This is a genomic window from Methylophaga sp. UBA2012, assembly GCF_002335235.1.
Classification (GTDB): domain Bacteria; phylum Pseudomonadota; class Gammaproteobacteria; order Nitrosococcales; family Methylophagaceae; genus Methylophaga; species Methylophaga thalassica.
Genome location: NZ_DDCG01000014.1, coordinates 46163 through 63348 on the forward strand (window position 1 = coordinate 46163; position 17186 = coordinate 63348).

General features: G+C 43.7%; 21 protein-coding genes. 9 read left to right on the top strand and 12 right to left on the bottom strand.

Translation table 11 applies throughout. The annotated features are described in order from the left end of the window. Positions 1-75: 75 nt before the first annotated feature. The 3 genes from dnaG to rpsU form a co-directional block, all read right to left on the bottom strand. The gene (gene dnaG / locus B2248_RS10835) at positions 76-1797 is read right to left on the bottom strand and encodes a DNA primase (RefSeq protein ID WP_007144286.1); all 1722 of its coding nucleotides are present in this window, start codon (positions 1795-1797) and stop codon (positions 76-78) included. 71 nt (positions 1798-1868) lie between these two features. Then, positions 1869-2330 carry a GatB/YqeY domain-containing protein gene (locus B2248_RS10840; RefSeq protein WP_007144285.1) on the bottom strand — a complete coding sequence of 154 codons (462 nt, stop codon included), beginning with the start codon at positions 2328-2330 and terminating at the stop codon, positions 1869-1871. 32 nt (positions 2331-2362) lie between these two features. Next, a complete protein-coding gene (gene rpsU / locus B2248_RS10845) occupies positions 2363-2578 on the bottom strand; it encodes a 30S ribosomal protein S21 (protein ID WP_007144284.1) in 216 nt (71 codons plus the stop codon). Between the two features lie 138 nt (positions 2579-2716). On the opposite strand from rpsU, the gene tsaD reads away from it, so the two are divergent. Further along, positions 2717-3724, top strand: a complete 1008-nt coding sequence (tsaD, locus tag B2248_RS10850; protein ID WP_273179466.1) for a tRNA (adenosine(37)-N6)-threonylcarbamoyltransferase complex transferase subunit TsaD — start codon at positions 2717-2719, stop codon at positions 3722-3724. A 2-nt stretch (positions 3725-3726) separates the two neighbouring features. On the opposite strand, the gene plsY is transcribed toward tsaD, so the two are convergent. After that, on the bottom strand, positions 3727-4323 hold the full coding sequence (gene plsY / locus B2248_RS10855) for a glycerol-3-phosphate 1-O-acyltransferase PlsY (RefSeq protein ID WP_273179156.1): 597 nt from the start codon (positions 4321-4323) through the stop codon (positions 3727-3729). A 79-nt stretch (positions 4324-4402) separates the two neighbouring features. Here plsY and folB point away from each other — a divergent pair, with 79 nt between their 5' ends. Continuing rightward, positions 4403-4753: a dihydroneopterin aldolase gene (folB, locus tag B2248_RS10860; protein ID WP_273179158.1), complete on the top strand. Its 351-nt coding sequence runs from the start codon at positions 4403-4405 to the stop codon at positions 4751-4753. After that, a complete protein-coding gene (gene folK / locus B2248_RS10865) occupies positions 4753-5259 on the top strand; it encodes a 2-amino-4-hydroxy-6-hydroxymethyldihydropteridine diphosphokinase (protein WP_273179159.1) in 507 nt (168 codons plus the stop codon). The genes folB and folK overlap by 1 nt, the downstream gene beginning before the upstream one ends. Here folK and B2248_RS10870 read toward each other — a convergent pair. Next, entirely contained in the window at positions 5218-5937 is a 720-nt protein-coding gene (locus B2248_RS10870) for an SDR family NAD(P)-dependent oxidoreductase (protein ID WP_273179160.1), read from the bottom strand. The genes folK and B2248_RS10870 overlap by 42 nt on opposite strands. Before the next feature lie 16 nt (positions 5938-5953). On the opposite strand from B2248_RS10870, the gene B2248_RS10875 reads away from it, so the two are divergent. Beyond that, positions 5954-7126 carry a class I SAM-dependent methyltransferase gene (locus B2248_RS10875; protein ID WP_273179162.1) on the top strand — a complete coding sequence of 391 codons (1173 nt, stop codon included), beginning with the start codon at positions 5954-5956 and terminating at the stop codon, positions 7124-7126. A gap of 58 nt (positions 7127-7184) precedes the next feature. On the opposite strand, the gene B2248_RS10880 is transcribed toward B2248_RS10875, so the two are convergent. From B2248_RS10880 to B2248_RS10905, 6 genes are read right to left on the bottom strand one after another with little or no spacing between them, the layout of a single operon-like run. Next, a complete protein-coding gene (locus B2248_RS10880; protein ID WP_007144277.1) occupies positions 7185-8054 on the bottom strand; it encodes a hypothetical protein in 870 nt (289 codons plus the stop codon). A gap of 28 nt (positions 8055-8082) precedes the next feature. Next, positions 8083-9171, bottom strand: a complete 1089-nt coding sequence (locus B2248_RS10885; protein WP_273179164.1) for an NAD(P)H-dependent glycerol-3-phosphate dehydrogenase — start codon at positions 9169-9171, stop codon at positions 8083-8085. Further along, entirely contained in the window at positions 9128-9619 is a 492-nt protein-coding gene (secB, locus tag B2248_RS10890; protein ID WP_007144275.1) for a protein-export chaperone SecB, read from the bottom strand. The genes B2248_RS10885 and secB overlap by 44 nt, the downstream gene beginning before the upstream one ends. 17 nt (positions 9620-9636) lie before the next feature. After that, positions 9637-9894: a glutaredoxin 3 gene (grxC, locus tag B2248_RS10895; RefSeq protein WP_337955112.1), complete on the bottom strand. Its 258-nt coding sequence runs from the start codon at positions 9892-9894 to the stop codon at positions 9637-9639. A 26-nt stretch (positions 9895-9920) separates the two neighbouring features. Beyond that, complete coding sequence (locus tag B2248_RS10900) at positions 9921-10340, bottom strand: rhodanese-like domain-containing protein (protein WP_007144273.1); 420 nt, start codon at positions 10338-10340, stop codon at positions 9921-9923. A gap of 30 nt (positions 10341-10370) precedes the next feature. Then, the gene (locus B2248_RS10905) at positions 10371-10739 is read right to left on the bottom strand and encodes an ArsR/SmtB family transcription factor (protein WP_273179469.1); all 369 of its coding nucleotides are present in this window, start codon (positions 10737-10739) and stop codon (positions 10371-10373) included. 88 nt (positions 10740-10827) lie between these two features. On the opposite strand from B2248_RS10905, the gene gpmI reads away from it, so the two are divergent. From gpmI to B2248_RS10930, 5 genes are read left to right on the top strand one after another with little or no spacing between them, the layout of a single operon-like run. Next, on the top strand, positions 10828-12360 hold the full coding sequence (gene gpmI / locus B2248_RS10910; protein WP_273179167.1) for a 2,3-bisphosphoglycerate-independent phosphoglycerate mutase: 1533 nt from the start codon (positions 10828-10830) through the stop codon (positions 12358-12360). A 9-nt stretch (positions 12361-12369) separates the two neighbouring features. Then, positions 12370-13536: a murein hydrolase activator EnvC family protein gene (locus B2248_RS10915; RefSeq protein WP_273179168.1), complete on the top strand. Its 1167-nt coding sequence runs from the start codon at positions 12370-12372 to the stop codon at positions 13534-13536. Positions 13537-13562: 26 nt separating this feature from the next. After that, positions 13563-14876: a S41 family peptidase gene (locus B2248_RS10920; RefSeq protein ID WP_007144269.1), complete on the top strand. Its 1314-nt coding sequence runs from the start codon at positions 13563-13565 to the stop codon at positions 14874-14876. 10 nt (positions 14877-14886) lie between these two features. Next, positions 14887-15441, top strand: coding sequence for a DJ-1 family glyoxalase III (locus B2248_RS10925; protein WP_273179170.1), 555 nt, complete (start codon positions 14887-14889; stop codon positions 15439-15441). 4 nt (positions 15442-15445) lie between these two features. Next, positions 15446-16243 carry a response regulator gene (locus B2248_RS10930; RefSeq protein ID WP_007144267.1) on the top strand — a complete coding sequence of 266 codons (798 nt, stop codon included), beginning with the start codon at positions 15446-15448 and terminating at the stop codon, positions 16241-16243. Here the strand turns inward: B2248_RS10930 and B2248_RS10935 are convergent. Continuing rightward, positions 16220-17125: a LysR family transcriptional regulator gene (locus B2248_RS10935; protein WP_273179172.1), complete on the bottom strand. Its 906-nt coding sequence runs from the start codon at positions 17123-17125 to the stop codon at positions 16220-16222. The genes B2248_RS10930 and B2248_RS10935 overlap by 24 nt on opposite strands. Between the last annotated feature and the right edge of the window lie 61 nt (positions 17126-17186).

Here is a 17186-nt window from a genome sequence, read left to right on the forward strand (position 1 = left end):
CTGTGACGCTATATAGACGTGAACACTTCATTATACTGAAATGACAAATTTATTGCATCAAATTAACATAAACATTTAGCTCTGAGATAACCGTAATTCTGCTTTTTCAGCCTCAGTTAATTCACTGAGCGGCTTTGACTCGAGATAAATTCGTCGTTGTTGTTTTGCCTGTTTTTGCAGTTGCGAAAAAATACCGAGCAACTCGTACTTCAGTTCATCTGCCGATAGACTCAAACTTTGCAGCGCTAGTTTCTGAAGATGCGCACTATTTTCCCTGTTACGCCAACGTTCTAGAAGTGCCGCAGTAGTTAGATGGGGATGCTCATGAAGAGTTTCAAGCAATTCTTTAAGAATATTAACGCCAGGTAAATCAAGTGAACTAATTGACGATGTGTCATCAATTTCACGCGCCAGAATCGGATATTGCAAAAGAATGCTAATAGCCAGCCTGAGTGGCGTCATTGTCGCCATAGTTTGTTTTTTGGCTGGGCGTTGCTGTTTCTGTGCTGGTTTTTCAATATGACGATTTAGCGTTGCCATATTCGTCTGGCTCAATTCCGCTAGGCGTTGCTCCAGCATATCTCTGTAAACCCCCGCCGGAACATGTTTAAGATAAGGCTTTGCTATCTCGACAAGTCTTGCACGCCCATCCATTGATCCCAGCTCGACTTTCTCAGTTAGCCATGCAAAGAAAAAATCAGAATAATTTTGTGCGTGTAAGACTTCTGACTCAAATGCTTCAGCACCGTGTTTTCGTACCATACTATCGGGATCTTCACCATCTGGCAGGAACATAAACTTAAGTTGCTGATTACCTCCTAACATAGGAAGGGCATTTTCGGCCGCTCGCCAGGCCGCTTCTCTGCCTGCACGATCCCCATCAAAGCAAAAAACGACTTCGGGCGCTGTTCGAAGTAACTGTCGCAAGTGATCTGGGGTGGTAGCGGTACCTAATGTTGCAACAGCATTAGTTATGCCGTGTTCGGCTAATGCAATCACATCCATATAGCCTTCTACAATCAGTATGCGTTCGAGTTTACGATTTTGCTTTCTCGCTTGATAGAGACCGTATAACTCAGTGCCCTTATGGAAGATCGGTGTTTCCGGCGAGTTAAGGTATTTTGGCGTTGAGTCATCCAACACCCGACCACCAAAACCGATAACACGACCCCGTCTGTCGCGAATAGGAAACATCAATCGATGACGAAAACGGTCATAGGTCCGCCCAGCATCATTTTTGATTAGCAGGCCCGTATCGAGAAGCTGTTTCACCAGTGTCTGAGATGAACCAAATGTCTTTAAAACATTATCCCAACCATCGGGAGCCATACCGATTCCAAAGGTCTCTATGGTGTTTTTGGATAAGCCTCTGGACTTTAAATAATCGACAAAAACCTGTCTGTCTGGATGTGTTTGTAATTGATGGACATAAAACTGACTGACCTTGTCCATCAGGTCATAAAGGTTTTTCTGCTGGGGTGATTGTGAAACATTTTGCGTGGTAGGAACGGTCATGCCAACCTGATCAGCCAATTCCTGAATAGCTTCAGGAAAGCTTAACTGATCATATTCCATCAGAAACCCTATCGCCGTGCCATGGGCTCCACAACCAAAGCAGTGATAGAACTGCTTATCCGGACTGACTGTAAACGAGGGGGTTTTTTCATTATGAAAAGGACAGCAGGCATGCAAATTCTTGCCTGCTTTCTTCAGTGCAACCCGGGTATCAATGATATCGACGATATCGACCCGGGCTAGCAACTCATCAATGAATTGTGGGGGTATTTGACCAGCCATATTAGTTATTATGGCTGAAATTTGCTGTAAATATTAACCATATCTTGATGAGATACGGCAGCGTGGCTGTTTTAATTGCTCAACGCTGATTTAACTTGTCCACTTACTGCGGCCATGTCAGCACGGCCTTGAATTTTTGGTCGCAACACATTCATGACTGCGCCCATGTCTTTAATGCTACTTGCACCCGCTTCATCAATGGCTGATTGAATAGCTTGCGCAATTTCTTCTTCAGAGAGTTGCTCAGGCATAAACTCTTCAATGACCACGAGTTCAGCCTTTTCGATATCCGCCAAATCCGCACGAGAAGCATTTTCGTATTGTTCTAATGCTTCACGACGTTGTTTGATCATTTTGGTCAGGATAACGACAATATCATCGTCAGAAAGGTCAACCCGGTTATCTACTTCAACTTGCTTGATGGCAGCTGAAATTTGACGTAACACTGCAAGACGTTCTTTGTCTTTGGCGCGCATCGCATCTTTGATGCTGTCTTGAATAGTAACTTTTAACGGGCTGGCTTCTGCAGGCATGATATTTAGTTTAGTCTCTGAATATAGCGATTTTAGTAAAGACGGATACGGCTTGCGTTTTCGCGAGACAGTTTCTTCTGGTGACGTTTTACGGCTGCGGCTGCGGCACGTTTACGTACAGTAGTTGGTTTTTCATAAGCTTCACGAGCACGGGCTTCAGCAACTGTGCCAGCTTTCTCACATGCACGTTTAAAACGACGTAGAGCGACGTCAAATGGTTCGTTCTCTTTTACTCTTACTGCAGGCATTCAAAAAACTCCCTAAACAATTCTTGTATGGAAACCCCTAATTGTACGAAATATTCACCAGAAAGCAAACAGTTAAATCACTTTATTTATAAAAAAGGGCATAATAGTCAGGTATTAATGCAGAAGCTTAGGAAAAAAATGCGTGTTTTAGGTATTGAATCTTCATGTGACGAAACCGGTGTCGCTATTTACGACACGGAAAAAGGGTTGCTCGCTCACCGCTTATTTAGTCAGATCGCTATGCATGCTGAGTATGGTGGTGTCGTGCCAGAACTGGCTTCCAGAGATCATATCCGTAAAACATTACCACTTGTTGAAGAAGTATTAAATGCTGCGTCCTTAACCACTGCAGACATTGATGCTGTCGCTTATACAGCAGGACCTGGCCTAGCTGGCGCTCTGTTAGTTGGCGCAGCAATCGGCCGCAGTTTAGCCTGGGCGTTAAATATTCCCGCTTTAGCCGTCAATCACATGGAAGGACATTTGCTGTCACCTTTACTGGAAGAACCTGCACCGGCTTTCCCCTTTGTCTCACTACTGGTGTCCGGCGGCCACACCCAATTGGTGGATGTAAAAGCTATTGGCCAGTACGAATTATTAGGTGAATCGATTGATGATGCGGTAGGTGAGGCTTTTGATAAAACAGCCAAACTTTTAGGCATGGATTATCCAGGCGGCCCATACCTTGCGGCCAAGGCAGAACAAGGTGTCGCCGATCGTTTTGTGTTTCCTCGGCCTATGACTAATCGTCCCGGTTTGGACTTCAGCTTTAGTGGCTTAAAAACATTTGCGATGAATACCTGGATGGAAACAGAGCAATCCGATCAAGATAAAGCCGATATTGCACTGGCTTTTCAAACTGCGGTGGTTGAAACACTGGCAATCAAATGTAAAAGAGCATTGAAACAGACCGGACACAAGCGATTAGTTGTCGCCGGTGGGGTAAGTGCAAATAAAGCATTACGCCAAAAATTAGATTCAATTAAAGGCGTTGACGTTTTTTATCCTCGGCAACAATTTTGCAGTGACAATGGCGCCATGATTGCTTTTGCTGGTGCCATGCGCCATCAAGCAATGAAACATCAGGAAATACCGAGCTTCACTGTCAGACCGCGCTGGCCACTTAACGAACTCAGCCCACCCTAGCTTTAGCCAGACTTTGACTCTTCCTTAGCCAGTAGGCGACGGATATTACCGTGATGACGGGCAATTAATAACAAGGCAGTCAGTAGAATAATCCAACGCGCATTGACACTATCGATAAGCCACAAACTATAAACCGGGGTAAGGGTAGCAGCCACTAAGGCAGATAGAGACGATATACGTGTTACAGCAAACACCACTAACCAAGTGACTAATCCTGCTGCGGCCAGTAGCGGTGAGAGGGCGATAAAGCCACCCAATGCGGTAGCGACCCCTTTGCCACCTTTAAATTCAAAAAAGATCGGAAACAGGTGACCTAAAAAGGCGGCAAATGCTGTTGCGGCGACCCACACCATATCAAGGCCGATGGCATGTGCAATTGCTACCGGGATGACGCCTTTCAAAACATCAAACAGCAAGACAGTTGCTGCCAGTTTTTTACCGCCAAATCGCAGAACGTTAGTTGCACCTGGATTACCTGAGCCCTGAGTTCGTGGGTCCGGCAAGCCTGCCAGCTTACATAAAATGATCGCACTCGATAATGAGCCAAAAAGATAAGCGACCACCAATAAAATGACGGGTAAGGCATAAGTCTCAAGCATGATATGATGGTACCTTTTAAAAACGTTGCGACATTATAGGTCGCGAATCAATGATTGCCACCCTTTGACAGATCGAGACATGGATAAAATTTTTCTTAACGACCTTAAAATCGACACCATTATTGGTATTTACGACTGGGAAAGACACACACAACAAACCCTGACTTTTGATCTAGAAATGGACTGGGATATTCGTCAAGCTGCGGAAACAGACCATATCAGCAACACACTGGACTATGGTGCTATTGCCCAAAAAATAGTTAATTTTGTTAAGGCCAGTGACTATCAGCTTATTGAAACACTGGCTGAAGATCTCGCCCAAATGTTACTCAATGAGTTCTCCATTCCCAAACTCAAACTGACGCTGAGTAAGCCCGTCGCCTTACACGGTCAAAATACGGCTCGAATTGTGATTGAACGTAGCAAATAATGCATAAGGAAAGACACGGCTACCTACTTGGACTGGGCTGCAATATCGATCCGTTTGAAAACTTTTCAAGCATGGTCGCTCTGTTGCTAGCGCATTTTGAGCGTTTTGATATCAGCCGGATTTTGCATATTCCGCCGGTAGGCATGAATAGCCAGCACTTTTTCCTGAACGCCGTCGCTTTTATTGAGACGGATATGCCACAAGACAATCTGAAAGACATCTGTAACGCGATAGAGATGAGACTAGGCCGTGATCGTGAAGATCCTGACCGTAAACACAAAGATCGGCCAGCGGATCTGGATATTCTGTGCTCTCTTACGGTGCCTGACGGTCTGAATACCCCGGCTCGGGAAGTCACAGATGAATATTTTCTGTATCCCTTAATTGATGAATTGTTTAAATTTTTAAGTGATCAACCACTTAACAGCCAAATACAAAATGGCACCAAAATCCAGGTGGGATCTTTATCGTTTGGAGAATCGGCGACCACCATCCACCGCAATTGAGACACCGGTCAGGAAAGGATTGTCTAACAAACTTTTGACGGCCAGGAAAACAGACTCTGCACCACCTTCACGTGCTAGTGGTGTTTCAGACATCATCTGCTGACGAACCTCATCAGAATGTGACTCCGTGAACAAGACAGGGCCGGGAGCAACGGCATTGACCTTGATTGCTGGTGCATATTTTTTTGCCAACACCAGCATCATATTATGCAGCCCAGCCTTGGTGGTGCCATAAATATCAAATCGCGGTGTTGGATTCTCAACATTGATATCGGTGATATGTACAATATCTGCCGGTTTGTCAGCGTCACCTTTTAGCTTGTTTTTGAGTCCTTCATTAATCAAAAAGGGTGCCATCATATGTACGTAAAAAAATTGCTCATACTGCTGAGCGGCTTTTTCTAGATCATCATCTGTCGGCGAAAATGATGAGGCATTATGAATAATCGCTTTTAATGATTCACAGCGTTGTTGGCAATCCTCAATAAACGCCATGATAGCTTGTTTGGAGTTAAAGTCTGCCTGAATGGTATCAATACCCATTTCACGCATTTCTTGGACACCATCAGTCTCGGTACGGTAATGTGCAAGCACATTACATCCTTGTTCATGGAATCGCTTAGCCATATGCAAACCGACTCGACGACTGGTGCCTGTCACCAATACAACCTGATGCAATTGCTACTCCTCAACGATGAATAATAAACACACATTATCGACTGTTTCGCCTGAAGCGCAACAACACAGTGATGCTTTAAAAGAATTGATCAAAAAGCAAATACAGTCTGAAGGTGGCACAATCAGTTTTGCCAAGTATATGCATGCCTGTTTGTACGCGCCAGGTTATGGTTATTACAGTGCTGGCAGCCATAAAATTGGCGAGCAGGGCGATTTCACCACCGCCCCTGAAATCAGCTCTTTTTTTGGTTATAGCATCGCCAACCATATCATCGATGTCTTTGCCCAGAAAACCCAAAAACATATTCTTGAATTTGGTGCTGGCAGTGGGCAACTCGCCATAGACATCATGACCTATCTGGAAAAAAGCCATGAGCTGCCTGAGTTTTATTACATTCTGGAAATCAGTGCTGATTTACGCCAACGCCAGCAACAGTATATTCGACAACTTTTACCCGAACACATAGATCGGTTTGTTTGGTTAGATGAATTACCTGAACAGTTTGAAGGTGTCATTCTAGCCAATGAAGTATGTGATGCCATGCCCGTTAACCTCATCAAAATAAAAGATCATCAGCTATACGAACGTCATGTATGTCTAAACAATAACTATTTTGCCTGGCGAGATATGCCTGTGACTGATGATGAACTCATGCAGCAGGGGACTCGCATTCAAACGCTTATTTCAACAGATATTTACGAAACCGAAATCCATTTAGCCTCGCAGCAATGGTTACGTACAGTTGCCCAGTCACTAAAAAAAGGCGCTTTTTTCATAATTGATTATGGCTATAGCTTTAACACGTTTTATAACGAAGAAAGAAAGCGGGGGACCTTATGCTGCTATTACCGCCATCAGTTGAATAATGATCCATTTTATTTGCCTGGTTTACAGGACATTACCGCCCACACGGAATTTACCACACTGGCAGATATCGCCTTTGAACAAGGGCTGGACGTAGCAGGGTTTCATGAGCAAAGCGACTTTCTGATGGCAGGCGGCATTACCGATATTGCTGCAGAGTTTCACAACAACATGCCTACTGCTGACTGGTTACAACAAAGTGCGGGATTAAAGCAGTTATTAATGCCAAGCCAGATGGGCCAGCAGTTTAAAGTGCTGAGTCTAACTAAAAACCTTGAATTGTTAGCACGGCTTTCAATAAACGACCGCCGCTATCAACTCTGAATGACAGCAACAAAAAAGGGGCTCAAAGCCCCTTTAATGTTTGAATAAATGCCTGGAATTATTTCTTCAACGCTTCCAGTTCTTTTTGTAATTTATCCATTTTTTCGCTCATATCAAATAAGACTTCTTTGATATTTGCCATGTCATCACGAAGATTGCTGGTTTCTTGCTTATTACGTGCAATATCTTCTTTCAGCTCAGGACTGATAAGCGCATCTTTTGAATCAGCTTGACGTTCAGCAATGGTTTGTAAAACCGTCGGAATATCAATCTCAATCCAGTCTGTTCTCTCTTTACCTGTTTCAGGGTCAATGTGATATGACATACCATTATCAAGCGCCACTCTTACAGCAGGCTCAGAATCGAACTTTCTGGTACCCGGTAACAGTGGGTTAACGCGGCGGTCAATTTCCTGACCGGTGTATTGGTCTTTGTCACGATAATCTTCGTGTAACAAACCGAAGATAATGTTCAAGCGACCACCACTCATGAAAACACGACCGCTATCACTTTGACGCTCTTTTGCAATCATGCCCTGATGCACACCCAATGTAACAAAGGTAACATCTTCATTTGGCTGAGCACGGCCTAAACCATTCGCTAAACCATTACTTAGAATCTGTAACTCTGCAGGTGAAAACAGCGGATTTTGACGCTGATTAAACAACACCTTTTCATTCACATAAAGCGATTCTAAAACTGAACGCATTGTGTCTGGTGAAATTGAGTAGGGGTGATCATTTGCCACACCCGGAACATCGCGATCAACAATTTTGACGTACTGCAAACCTGTTTCAAATAAGGTTTTACCTTCTGTAGAAATTTCTACATCATCAGACTTTTTCAGTGGGTTACCACAACCACTCAGCCCCAGGCTCAGGGCTAAAGCAACGGTCACTGCCGTGCTGTACTTCACAATGCCTCGCATAGATTCTTCCTCGTTTTAGTTAACCCGTTTAATTAACGGGAGGTGTGAGTTCTGCTTTTTGTTCCCTGCATAATAATGCCTGAACGGATTCTCGTGGATCGTACCCTTCAAACAAAATTTTGCATACTTGCTCCACAATGGGCATTTCAATGTCAGCCTGACGGGCTCTCAACATGACTTCACGTGCAGCATGCATTCCTTCTACTGTTTTACCGACAAACTTAACAGCATCATCAACGCTGAGTCCGCGTCCAATCGCCAAACCTAATTGACGATTGCGACTTTGATCATCGGTGCAGGTTAAAATCAAATCACCAATACCAGACAAGCCGAACAAGGTTTCAGTTTCCGCACCCAGTGCTGCCGCTAAGCGTCTTATTTCGGCCATACCCCGCGTAATCAATGCAGCCCGGGCATTCGCTCCATAGCCTAAACCATCAGAAATACCCGCACTAATCGCCAACACATTTTTGACTGTGCCGCCAATCTGCACACCTAACACATCATAAGTTGTGTAGACACGCAGTGTTGGGCTATGAAACAAACCCGCCAGTTGTTTGGCAAAATCACCATCTTCCGATGCTACTGTAAATGCCGTCGGTAAATTAGCCGCGACTTCTGCGGCAAATGAAGGGCCGGAAATCACCGCTAATGGATGACTTTCACCCAAGACGGAACGAGCCACATCATAAAGCAGCTCGCCGGTATCAGGTGCCAAACCTTTTGTTGCCCAACTCACGGGCGTTGTAGCTGCAAGTACCGGCTTTATCATTTGCAAGCTTTCTACAAAGGCTTTACTGGGAACTGAAATCAACACATGACCACAATTTTGTTGGGCTTTATACACATCATCCACTACCGATAAAGCATCAGGGAACGCTATACCAGGCAAGTATTTCGCATTTTCACGCGATGTTTGCATCTCTGCGCAATGTAGTTTGTCTCTTCCCCATAACCATGTCTCATGACCATTTCTGGCCATCGCCATGGCAAGCGCAGTTCCCCACGCCCCAGCGCCCAATACCAGTGTTGGTAATAAATTGGCTTGTTCAGACACCGCCGTTTCCTGGATATTAATGCGTCGTTTTTGCTCTTGCTTCTTGAGCTTGTCTCTCAACTTGCTCTTTTTGATGGAGATACATCGCATCAAAATTGACGGGGGCCAATACAAGTTGCGGGAAGCCACCTTTAGTCACTAGATCAGACACCACTTCTCTGACAAATGGGAAAAGCGTATTGGGGCAGTAACTACCGACTAACGGTCCCATTTCTTCGGTGGTATAGCCCGTTAGCGTAAAAATACCAGCCTGTTTTACTTCGACTAGAAAGGCGGTTTTATCGCCTACTTTTGCGGTGACGGTAACAGATAACACGATTTCATGTGTGTCATCGTCGATACGGTTATATTCATTGCCTAACTGTAAATCCAGTTGTGGACGCCACTCATCACGAAAAATTTCAGGTGAGTTAGGTGATTCAAAAGACACATCTTTTGTGTAAATTTTTTGAATCACAAAACGTGGTTTTTGTTGTTCTTCACCTGTTGCTGTGTTTTCTTCAGCCATCTCTATTCCTTCTTGTTTTAAGATTGCGCCAGGAGACTATCTAGTTCTTTAGTGCGATCAATCGCAACTAAATCAGTGTAGCCACCTATGGCTTTATTATTGATAAATATCTGCGGCACGGTTCTTTGCTGGCTCTTTTTCATCATCTCATCTCTTTTTGAAGGATCCAGATCCACACGAATTTCGTCGTATTTCACGCCTTTACGCTCCAGCAACTGTTTTGCCATTACACAGTAAGGACAGTGAGCAGAAGAATAAACAATTACTTTAGCCACAATATAACCCTGCCATTTTGTTTTGATTAACTAAACAGAGGCAATTTAGCCTCTTTCCATCCATTAATGCCACCAGTCATTACATAAACTTCTTCAAAGTCATTTGATTTTAACTTTTTGGCGGCATTCCGAGCACGCTGACCACTAGCGCAGACAATTACCAGAGGTTGCGATTTATTTTTTAACTTTTTAATTTCTTCGTCTAATTTGGATAACGGAAGATTGACCGAGTCAGCAATATGCTCTTTCTCGAATTCATCTGCTTCCCGGACATCAACAAATTTACCTTTGTACTGATTGACCAGTCTGACCGACTGATTAGCATCTAATGGCTGTAATCCGGTTAGTTTACGATTAATCGCATCAGAAAAAACTAACCAAGCCAATACAACCCATGCTGCACTCAACATCCAATGATTAACGATGAACTCACCCAAATTTTCCATAGCAACCCTTAAAACTGTCTTAAAATCAGATTAATTTTTTGCAGAACAGAATACTTCACGCATCATCTCAATCAGTCTGAGAGTACGCTCATCATTCACACGGTAATAAATACGATTAGCATCACGGCGTGACATAAGAATGTCTTTTTCACGTAACTTTGCCAAATGCTGTGATACGTTACTTTGTGTGGTGCCAACCTGCTCAACGATATCCTGAACGGATAACTCATACTCACCAATCGCGCACAGAATCTTAAGGCGCAAAGGATGAGACATCGCTTTCAGTGCAAATGCAGCACGTTCGATATCATTATCAATCGCGATAGAATCTATGTTTAAAGCTTGTGCCACAATTTTGTCCGTCAGTACCTGTGACTGTATTTCATCACAAAACACCATATAATACACGGCATCAATTCTTAATGACATACAAGACAAGGGATAGTCAGCAGATAGCCCGACTACTTTTCGTTTTAAGGACTTATCAATGACGCAAACACACAGACCTCTGGCGCTCATCATCTTTGATGGATGGGGCTACAGCGAATCCGCAGAAAATAATGCCATTCTTGCAGCAAATACACCGAATTGGGACCGTATGTGGGCAACATATCCACACACGCTGATTAATGCATCAGGGGAAGGTGTTGGTTTACCGGGTGATCAAATGGGTAACTCTGAAGTCGGCCATTTGAATTTAGGTGCTGGCCGGGTTGTGTATCAGGAGTTTACACGTATCAGTCTGGCCATCAGAAATGGTGAGTTTTTCGATAATCGTGTGCTGATTGACGCGGTTGATAAAGCCAAAAAAACCGATAGTGCTGTGCATATCTTCGGTTTATTATCCGACGGTGGTGTACACAGCCATGAACAACATATTCACGCCATGGTCGAGCTAGCAGCCAGACAAGGTGCCAAGCAAGTCTATGTTCATGCCTTTTTAGATGGTCGTGATACCCCACCTAAAAGTGCTGAAGCGGCGATTGAGAAACTAGAAGAAAGCTTCAAAAAATCAGGAACAGGTCAACTTGCTACCATCATCGGTCGTTTTTATGCGATGGATAGAGACAACCGCTGGAATCGAGTTGAAGAAGCCTATCAGCTCATCACCGAAGGTAAAGGCCAATATCATGCTGACACAGCGATTGAAGGTCTACGTGCAGCATATGAACGCGAAGAAACCGATGAGTTTGTTAAAGCGACCACGATTGGCACACCGGTAAAAGTGAATGACGGTGACAGCATTGTCTTTATGAACTTCCGTTCTGACCGGGCTCGTGAGCTGACGGAATGTTTCATCAATCCTGAATTTTCCGGTTTTGTTTTACCAAGAAAAATTCAGCTTGCTGACTTTGTGACATTAACCGAATACAAAAAAGACTTCACTGCGCCTATCGCCTTCCCAACAGAAAAATTACATAACATTCTGGGTGAATACTTATCTGCCCAGGGCAAAACTCAGCTACGTATTGCTGAAACTGAGAAATATGCGCATGTGACCTTTTTCTTTAATGGCGGTCAGGATACCCCGTATGAAGGTGAGGACCGTATTCTGATCCCATCGCCTAAAGTTGATACCTATGATCAACAACCAGAGATGAATGCCCCGGAAGTCACAGACAAACTTGTCGAAGCGATCAATAGTGCAAAATACGATGTCATCATTTGTAACTTCGCGAATGCCGATATGGTAGGCCACACCGGTAATTTTGACGCAGCCGTGAAAGCCATCGAAACTCTGGACGTCAGTCTGGGGAAAATTTGGACAGCTATTGAAAAAGTGGGCGGCGAAATGCTGGTGACAGCAGATCATGGCAATGCCGAGCGTATGGTCAATCATGAAACCGGACAGCCTCATACTGCACATACCAATAATGTCGTGCCATTATTATTTGCCGGTCGCGAGGCTCATTGTGTCGATGGGGGGACTTTGTCAGACATTGCACCAACCATGTTGTCATTAATGGGGCTCACCATTCCAGACGAAATGGGTAAAAAACTCTTAGTAATAGCCCAATAAGCCTTTCAAGTGACGTTGAGAATATTACTGGCATGCTTAAGCCTGCTGATCTGTTTCAGTGTTCATGCTGAAACAGATTCAGCATCGCGCCTGGACGATGTTCGCAAAGAAATAAAATCGCTGAATAGTGATCTGTCAGAAAAAAAAGCAGACCGGCAGGCGCTTCTCGATCAGTTAAAAACACAAAGCCGACAAGTCTCTGAACTGAACAAACAGCTTCGAAAACTTGAAGCACAGATTAACGATAAACATAAAGAGGTAGAAGCGCTACGTCATAAGATGGGCATTAAAGAAAAAGAGCAAAAACAGCAGCTTGATGCCTTATATAGCCAAATACGTTCTGCTTTCATTCATTCAGAACCCAGTTATCTGGAGCTATTGTTAAACCAGAAAGATGTGTCTACCCTTAGTCGAGGAAGCACCTATTTTCGCTACTTTCATCAGGCGAGACAGCAAGAACTGGAAAATATTCATCAGCTATTGGTGAAACTCAACGACGAGCAACGCGATGTTTTACTTGCACAGCAATCTTTAGAAAATATGCTGACGCAGCAGCGTTCGAAACAGGCTCAACTTGAACAACAAACCAAACAAAGGAAAGCCACGCTAGCTGCGCTGGATAACACCATATCGACACAAGACAGTCGTCTGGCGTCTTTGAAAGATGAAGAGCGGAATCTACAACAATTGCTGGATTCCCTTAGCAAAAAATCAGCGCCAACAGCACCGGTAGCGAAGCCTAACAATAATTCAACACCTGTGAAACCAAACACACCTTTTCCACGTCTGACAGGTAAACTAACGTGGCCTGTTAATGGAAAATTACTTGCCCGCTATGGCAGCTCGAGAAATCTTGGTAAACTCAAATGGCAAGGTATCGTCATTGCGTCACCAACTGGAAACGATGTCAAAGCCACAGCAGCAGGTCGAGTTGTTTTTGCTGATTGGTTGAGAGGGTTTGGTCTATTAATCATCATTGATCATGGTGATCAATATATGACTCTTTATGGCAATAATGAATCATTACTTAGAGATGTCGGTGAGTATGTCAAAGCCGGCGACGTTATAGCACAATCTGGCGAACAAGGAATTCGTGGCCTATCCGGCCTTTATTTTGAAATTCGTCATCGAGGCAGCCCAACAAATCCACTAAAATGGTTGGGGAAACAAGGCTGACAAGTCTTATCGATTAAGGAAGGAATATGAGTTTTTTTAAACGTGATTTCGGCTTAATTACCAGCGGTGTAATTTTAGGTGCCACCCTCGTATTTGGCCAAATGGTTTTTGCTGATAAGGAAGCAACAAAACCGGACCTACCTCTTGAAGACTTACGTACTTTTTCAGAGATTTTTGGCAGGATTAAAAGTAGTTATGTAGAACCTGTTGAAGATAAACAGTTACTGGAAAATGCTATCCGCGGCATGCTTTCCGGTCTGGATCCTCACTCAACCTATCTCGATAAAGAACAGTTCAAAGAACTGCGTGAAGGTACCTCTGGCGAATTTGGTGGACTGGGTATTGAAGTCAGTATGGAAGATGGCTTTGTTAAGGTCGTCACACCAATTGACGATACGCCTGCTGCAAAAGCCGGTATCAAACCGGGTGATCTGATTATTCGTCTTGATGACACGCCTGTAAAAGGAATGACCCTGAATGATGCAGTGGATATCATGCGTGGCAAACCAGGCACTGACCTTATGCTAACCATCATTCGTGAAGGTGAAGATACACCACTCAAAATTAATGTCACTCGCGCCATCATCAAAGTCGAGAGTGTTAAGAAAAAAATGCTGGAACCGGGTTACGCCTATGTTCGTATTTCAACATTTCAGTCACGAACTGGCGAAAGCTTAAGAGAAGCGATCTCTGAACTGAAAAAAGAAAATGATGGCAAACTAAACGGACTGGTCCTAGATCTACGCAACAATCCTGGTGGTGTATTAGATGCCGCGGTTGAAGTCTCTGATGCCTTCATTGAAAAAGGGCTCATTGTTTACACTGAAGGCCGTATTCCAGATTCTGATCAGAAATTCCACGCCACTCCTGACGATATGCTAAAAGGTGCTCCATTAGTTGTATTGGTTAATGGTGGTTCCGCATCTGCTTCGGAAATTGTAGCTGGTGCCTTACAAGATCATGATCGTGCGGTCATTATGGGTACAAAAACCTTTGGTAAAGGCTCTGTGCAGACTGTCATGCCTCTCACTAATGACACTGCTGTTAAGATGACAACAGCTCGTTATTACACACCTTCAGGCCGTTCTATTCAGGCAGAAGGTATTGTTCCGGATATCGAACTAAAACCAGTGCATATTTCTGCTATTGAAGACGCAGAATTTACTCCGCTAAGAGAACGTGATCTGGCTCATCATCTGGTCAATGGTGACGAAGAAGAAAAAGCCAATGCTGAACAGAACCAAGCGGATAAAGAGAAAGAGCAACCTCTTGAAGTCTCTGATTATGCATTATCACAAGCACTGAATTTGTTAAAAGGAATGACCATCCTTAAAAAATAAAGGATAGCTTATGTCAACTGTATTGGTTCCTCTCGCCGAAGGCTTTGAAGAAATTGAAGCGGTCACCGTTATCGACTTACTGAGGAGAGCAGGGATCAATGTGGTGACAGCCAGCCTGACCCAGCGTCATCAGGTCACCGGCAGCAGACAAGTGGTATTAGCTGCTGATAGCCTGATAGATGATGTCAAAGAGTCAACGTTTGATATAGTTGTTCTGCCGGGCGGTCAGCCCGGCACGAACAATCTCAATAGCGATGCTCGTATCGCGACCTTATTACAAAATCAGTTAAATGCTAATAAATATATCGCAGCAATTTGTGCTGCACCTTTGGTATTAGCGAATGCAAAGATCCTTAATCAACACCGTGCTACCTGTTATCCAGGCGTATTGAAACAAGAAGATTGGCCTGAAATATCACTCATTGATCAAACTGTTGTCATCGATGACAGAATAATTACTTCAAAAGGACCAGGTACCGCCATGGATTTTGCATTAAGCATTATTGAAATTCTGACAACGCAACAAATACGTAACCAAGTCGAAAATGACTTGGTAAGACACTAAGCCTATGGCCTTACTTACAGCTAACGATTTATCTATTCTGCTGGTTGAACCTTCAGCCATGCAACTCAAGCTCATCATGCGACATCTGAATGAAGAGGGTGTTCATAAAATTGATGGCGTCAGTAGCGGTAAAGAAGCATTAGCGCTGATTAGTAAATACCCACCCGATCTGGTAATTACAGCCATGTATCTACCGGATATGACGGCCAATGAGCTTATTGAAACTGTGATACAAGATCATCCAGAGCTCAATCTGTCATATATGCTGATTTCCAGTGAAAAAGGGCATGCGGCGCTGGAACCTGTCCGTCAGGCTGGGGTGATTGCTATCCTGCCCAAACCCTTCGATCATAAAGACTTACAACGGGCTATAAGGGCCACGTTAGATATCATTGATCCAGAAGAAATTACGCTGGAAAGTTATGATGTCAGTGAGTTGAACTTGTTGGTTGTTGACGATAGTTTGACTTCACGTAATCACATTATGCGTATTTTCAGTACGATGGGCATTCAGCATATTGACGATGCTGAAAATGGTCGTAAAGCTTTGGATAAAATTAATGAAAATCACTATGACCTGATTGTCACCGATCTGAATATGCCTGAAATGGATGGTCACGAGTTGGTTCAGTACATCAGAAATGATATGGGTAATGACGCCATTCCGATCATGATCTTAACCACAGAAAATAATGAAGCCCGACTTGGTCAGGTCGAACAGGCAGGTGTCTCAGCCATTCTCAACAAGCCTTTTGAACCTAACACCATCCGTGAGATGTTATTTCGTCTGCTTGATTCCTAAAGCACCTTTTTTCTGTCCCATTTCTAAAAATGTTGCCATATAGGGCACCGTCTGTTCACCCACCCGCATCGCTGCAAATAAGGTTTTCATCACACCATGCTGTCCTAGTCTAACGATAGAAGCAGGAATTTCCTGGCAATATTGTTTAGCCAACCAATCAGGTAATACGGTCACACCACGGTTCAGGCTCGCCATTTGTACCATGATATCTAAAGATTCCATCGTTTTATGTTGTGGTTTTACATTGGCAGGCAGTAAGAACTGAGTATAAATATCTAAGCGTTCATGCGGCACGGGAAAAGTCATCAATAACTCCGATTCCAATGCCTCTGCTTCTATATAATCCAGCCCAGAAAATGAGTGAGTACTCGCTACCAACAACACCATTTCGTACTCGAATAATGGCGTATAGAATAAATCTTTGTGTGTCATTTTATCTGGCGTCACCAAACAGTCTATGTGATGATTTAATAGTCCTTCCAAACCGGAAAACTGGAATTTATGAACAATATCTACATCCATTTTCGGCATCGCGATCAGATAGTCCGTTAATATTGCTTTTAACCACTCATAGCATGGATGACACTCCACACCAATCTTTAACACCCCTTGCTTACCATCAGCCAGAGCCTGCATTGTATTTTCTGCCTGCTCAAAAACAGGTAATACCTGCCTTGCCGTTTTTAATAAAAGCTGACCAGCTTGGGTGAGCCTCAATTTTCTTCCCTGTCTCTCCCAAAGACGAACCTCTAACTTCTGCTCAAGGTAACGAATCTGATGAGTTAATGCCGGCTGAGTGACATATAAGGCGTTTGCAGCCGCCGTTAGACTGCCATGCTCTGCCAAAGCCTGAATAATTTTTAAATGGGTACGCTCAATCATGTATGAAATATTCTTATAGATTAAGAAATAAATATCATTATTCCTTATCTTTTATCAACTT

What these genes read in the sequence shown, in the direction of transcription:
- dnaG (WP_007144286.1), bottom strand. Translation starts at nt 1,797, where the DNA reads ATGGCTGGTCAAATACCCCCACAATTCATTGATGAGTTGCTAGCCCGG.
- B2248_RS10840 (WP_007144285.1), bottom strand. Translation starts at nt 2,330, where the DNA reads ATGCCTGCAGAAGCCAGCCCGTTAAAAGTTACTATTCAAGACAGCATC.
- rpsU (WP_007144284.1), bottom strand. Translation starts at nt 2,578, where the DNA reads ATGCCTGCAGTAAGAGTAAAAGAGAACGAACCATTTGACGTCGCTCTA.
- tsaD (WP_273179466.1), top strand. Translation starts at nt 2,717, where the DNA reads ATGCGTGTTTTAGGTATTGAATCTTCATGTGACGAAACCGGTGTCGCT.
- plsY (WP_273179156.1), bottom strand. Translation starts at nt 4,323, where the DNA reads ATGCTTGAGACTTATGCCTTACCCGTCATTTTATTGGTGGTCGCTTAT.
- folB (WP_273179158.1), top strand. Translation starts at nt 4,403, where the DNA reads ATGGATAAAATTTTTCTTAACGACCTTAAAATCGACACCATTATTGGT.
- folK (WP_273179159.1), top strand. Translation starts at nt 4,753, where the DNA reads ATGCATAAGGAAAGACACGGCTACCTACTTGGACTGGGCTGCAATATC.
- B2248_RS10875 (WP_273179162.1), top strand. Translation starts at nt 5,954, where the DNA reads ATGAATAATAAACACACATTATCGACTGTTTCGCCTGAAGCGCAACAA.
- B2248_RS10880 (WP_007144277.1), bottom strand. Translation starts at nt 8,054, where the DNA reads ATGCGAGGCATTGTGAAGTACAGCACGGCAGTGACCGTTGCTTTAGCC.
- secB (WP_007144275.1), bottom strand. Translation starts at nt 9,619, where the DNA reads ATGGCTGAAGAAAACACAGCAACAGGTGAAGAACAACAAAAACCACGT.
- B2248_RS10900 (WP_007144273.1), bottom strand. Translation starts at nt 10,340, where the DNA reads ATGGAAAATTTGGGTGAGTTCATCGTTAATCATTGGATGTTGAGTGCA.
- B2248_RS10905 (WP_273179469.1), bottom strand. Translation starts at nt 10,739, where the DNA reads ATGGTGTTTTGTGATGAAATACAGTCACAGGTACTGACGGACAAAATT.
- gpmI (WP_273179167.1), top strand. Translation starts at nt 10,828, where the DNA reads ATGACGCAAACACACAGACCTCTGGCGCTCATCATCTTTGATGGATGG.
- B2248_RS10920 (WP_007144269.1), top strand. Translation starts at nt 13,563, where the DNA reads ATGAGTTTTTTTAAACGTGATTTCGGCTTAATTACCAGCGGTGTAATT.
- B2248_RS10925 (WP_273179170.1), top strand. Translation starts at nt 14,887, where the DNA reads ATGTCAACTGTATTGGTTCCTCTCGCCGAAGGCTTTGAAGAAATTGAA.
- B2248_RS10930 (WP_007144267.1), top strand. Translation starts at nt 15,446, where the DNA reads ATGGCCTTACTTACAGCTAACGATTTATCTATTCTGCTGGTTGAACCT.
- B2248_RS10935 (WP_273179172.1), bottom strand. Translation starts at nt 17,125, where the DNA reads ATGATTGAGCGTACCCATTTAAAAATTATTCAGGCTTTGGCAGAGCAT.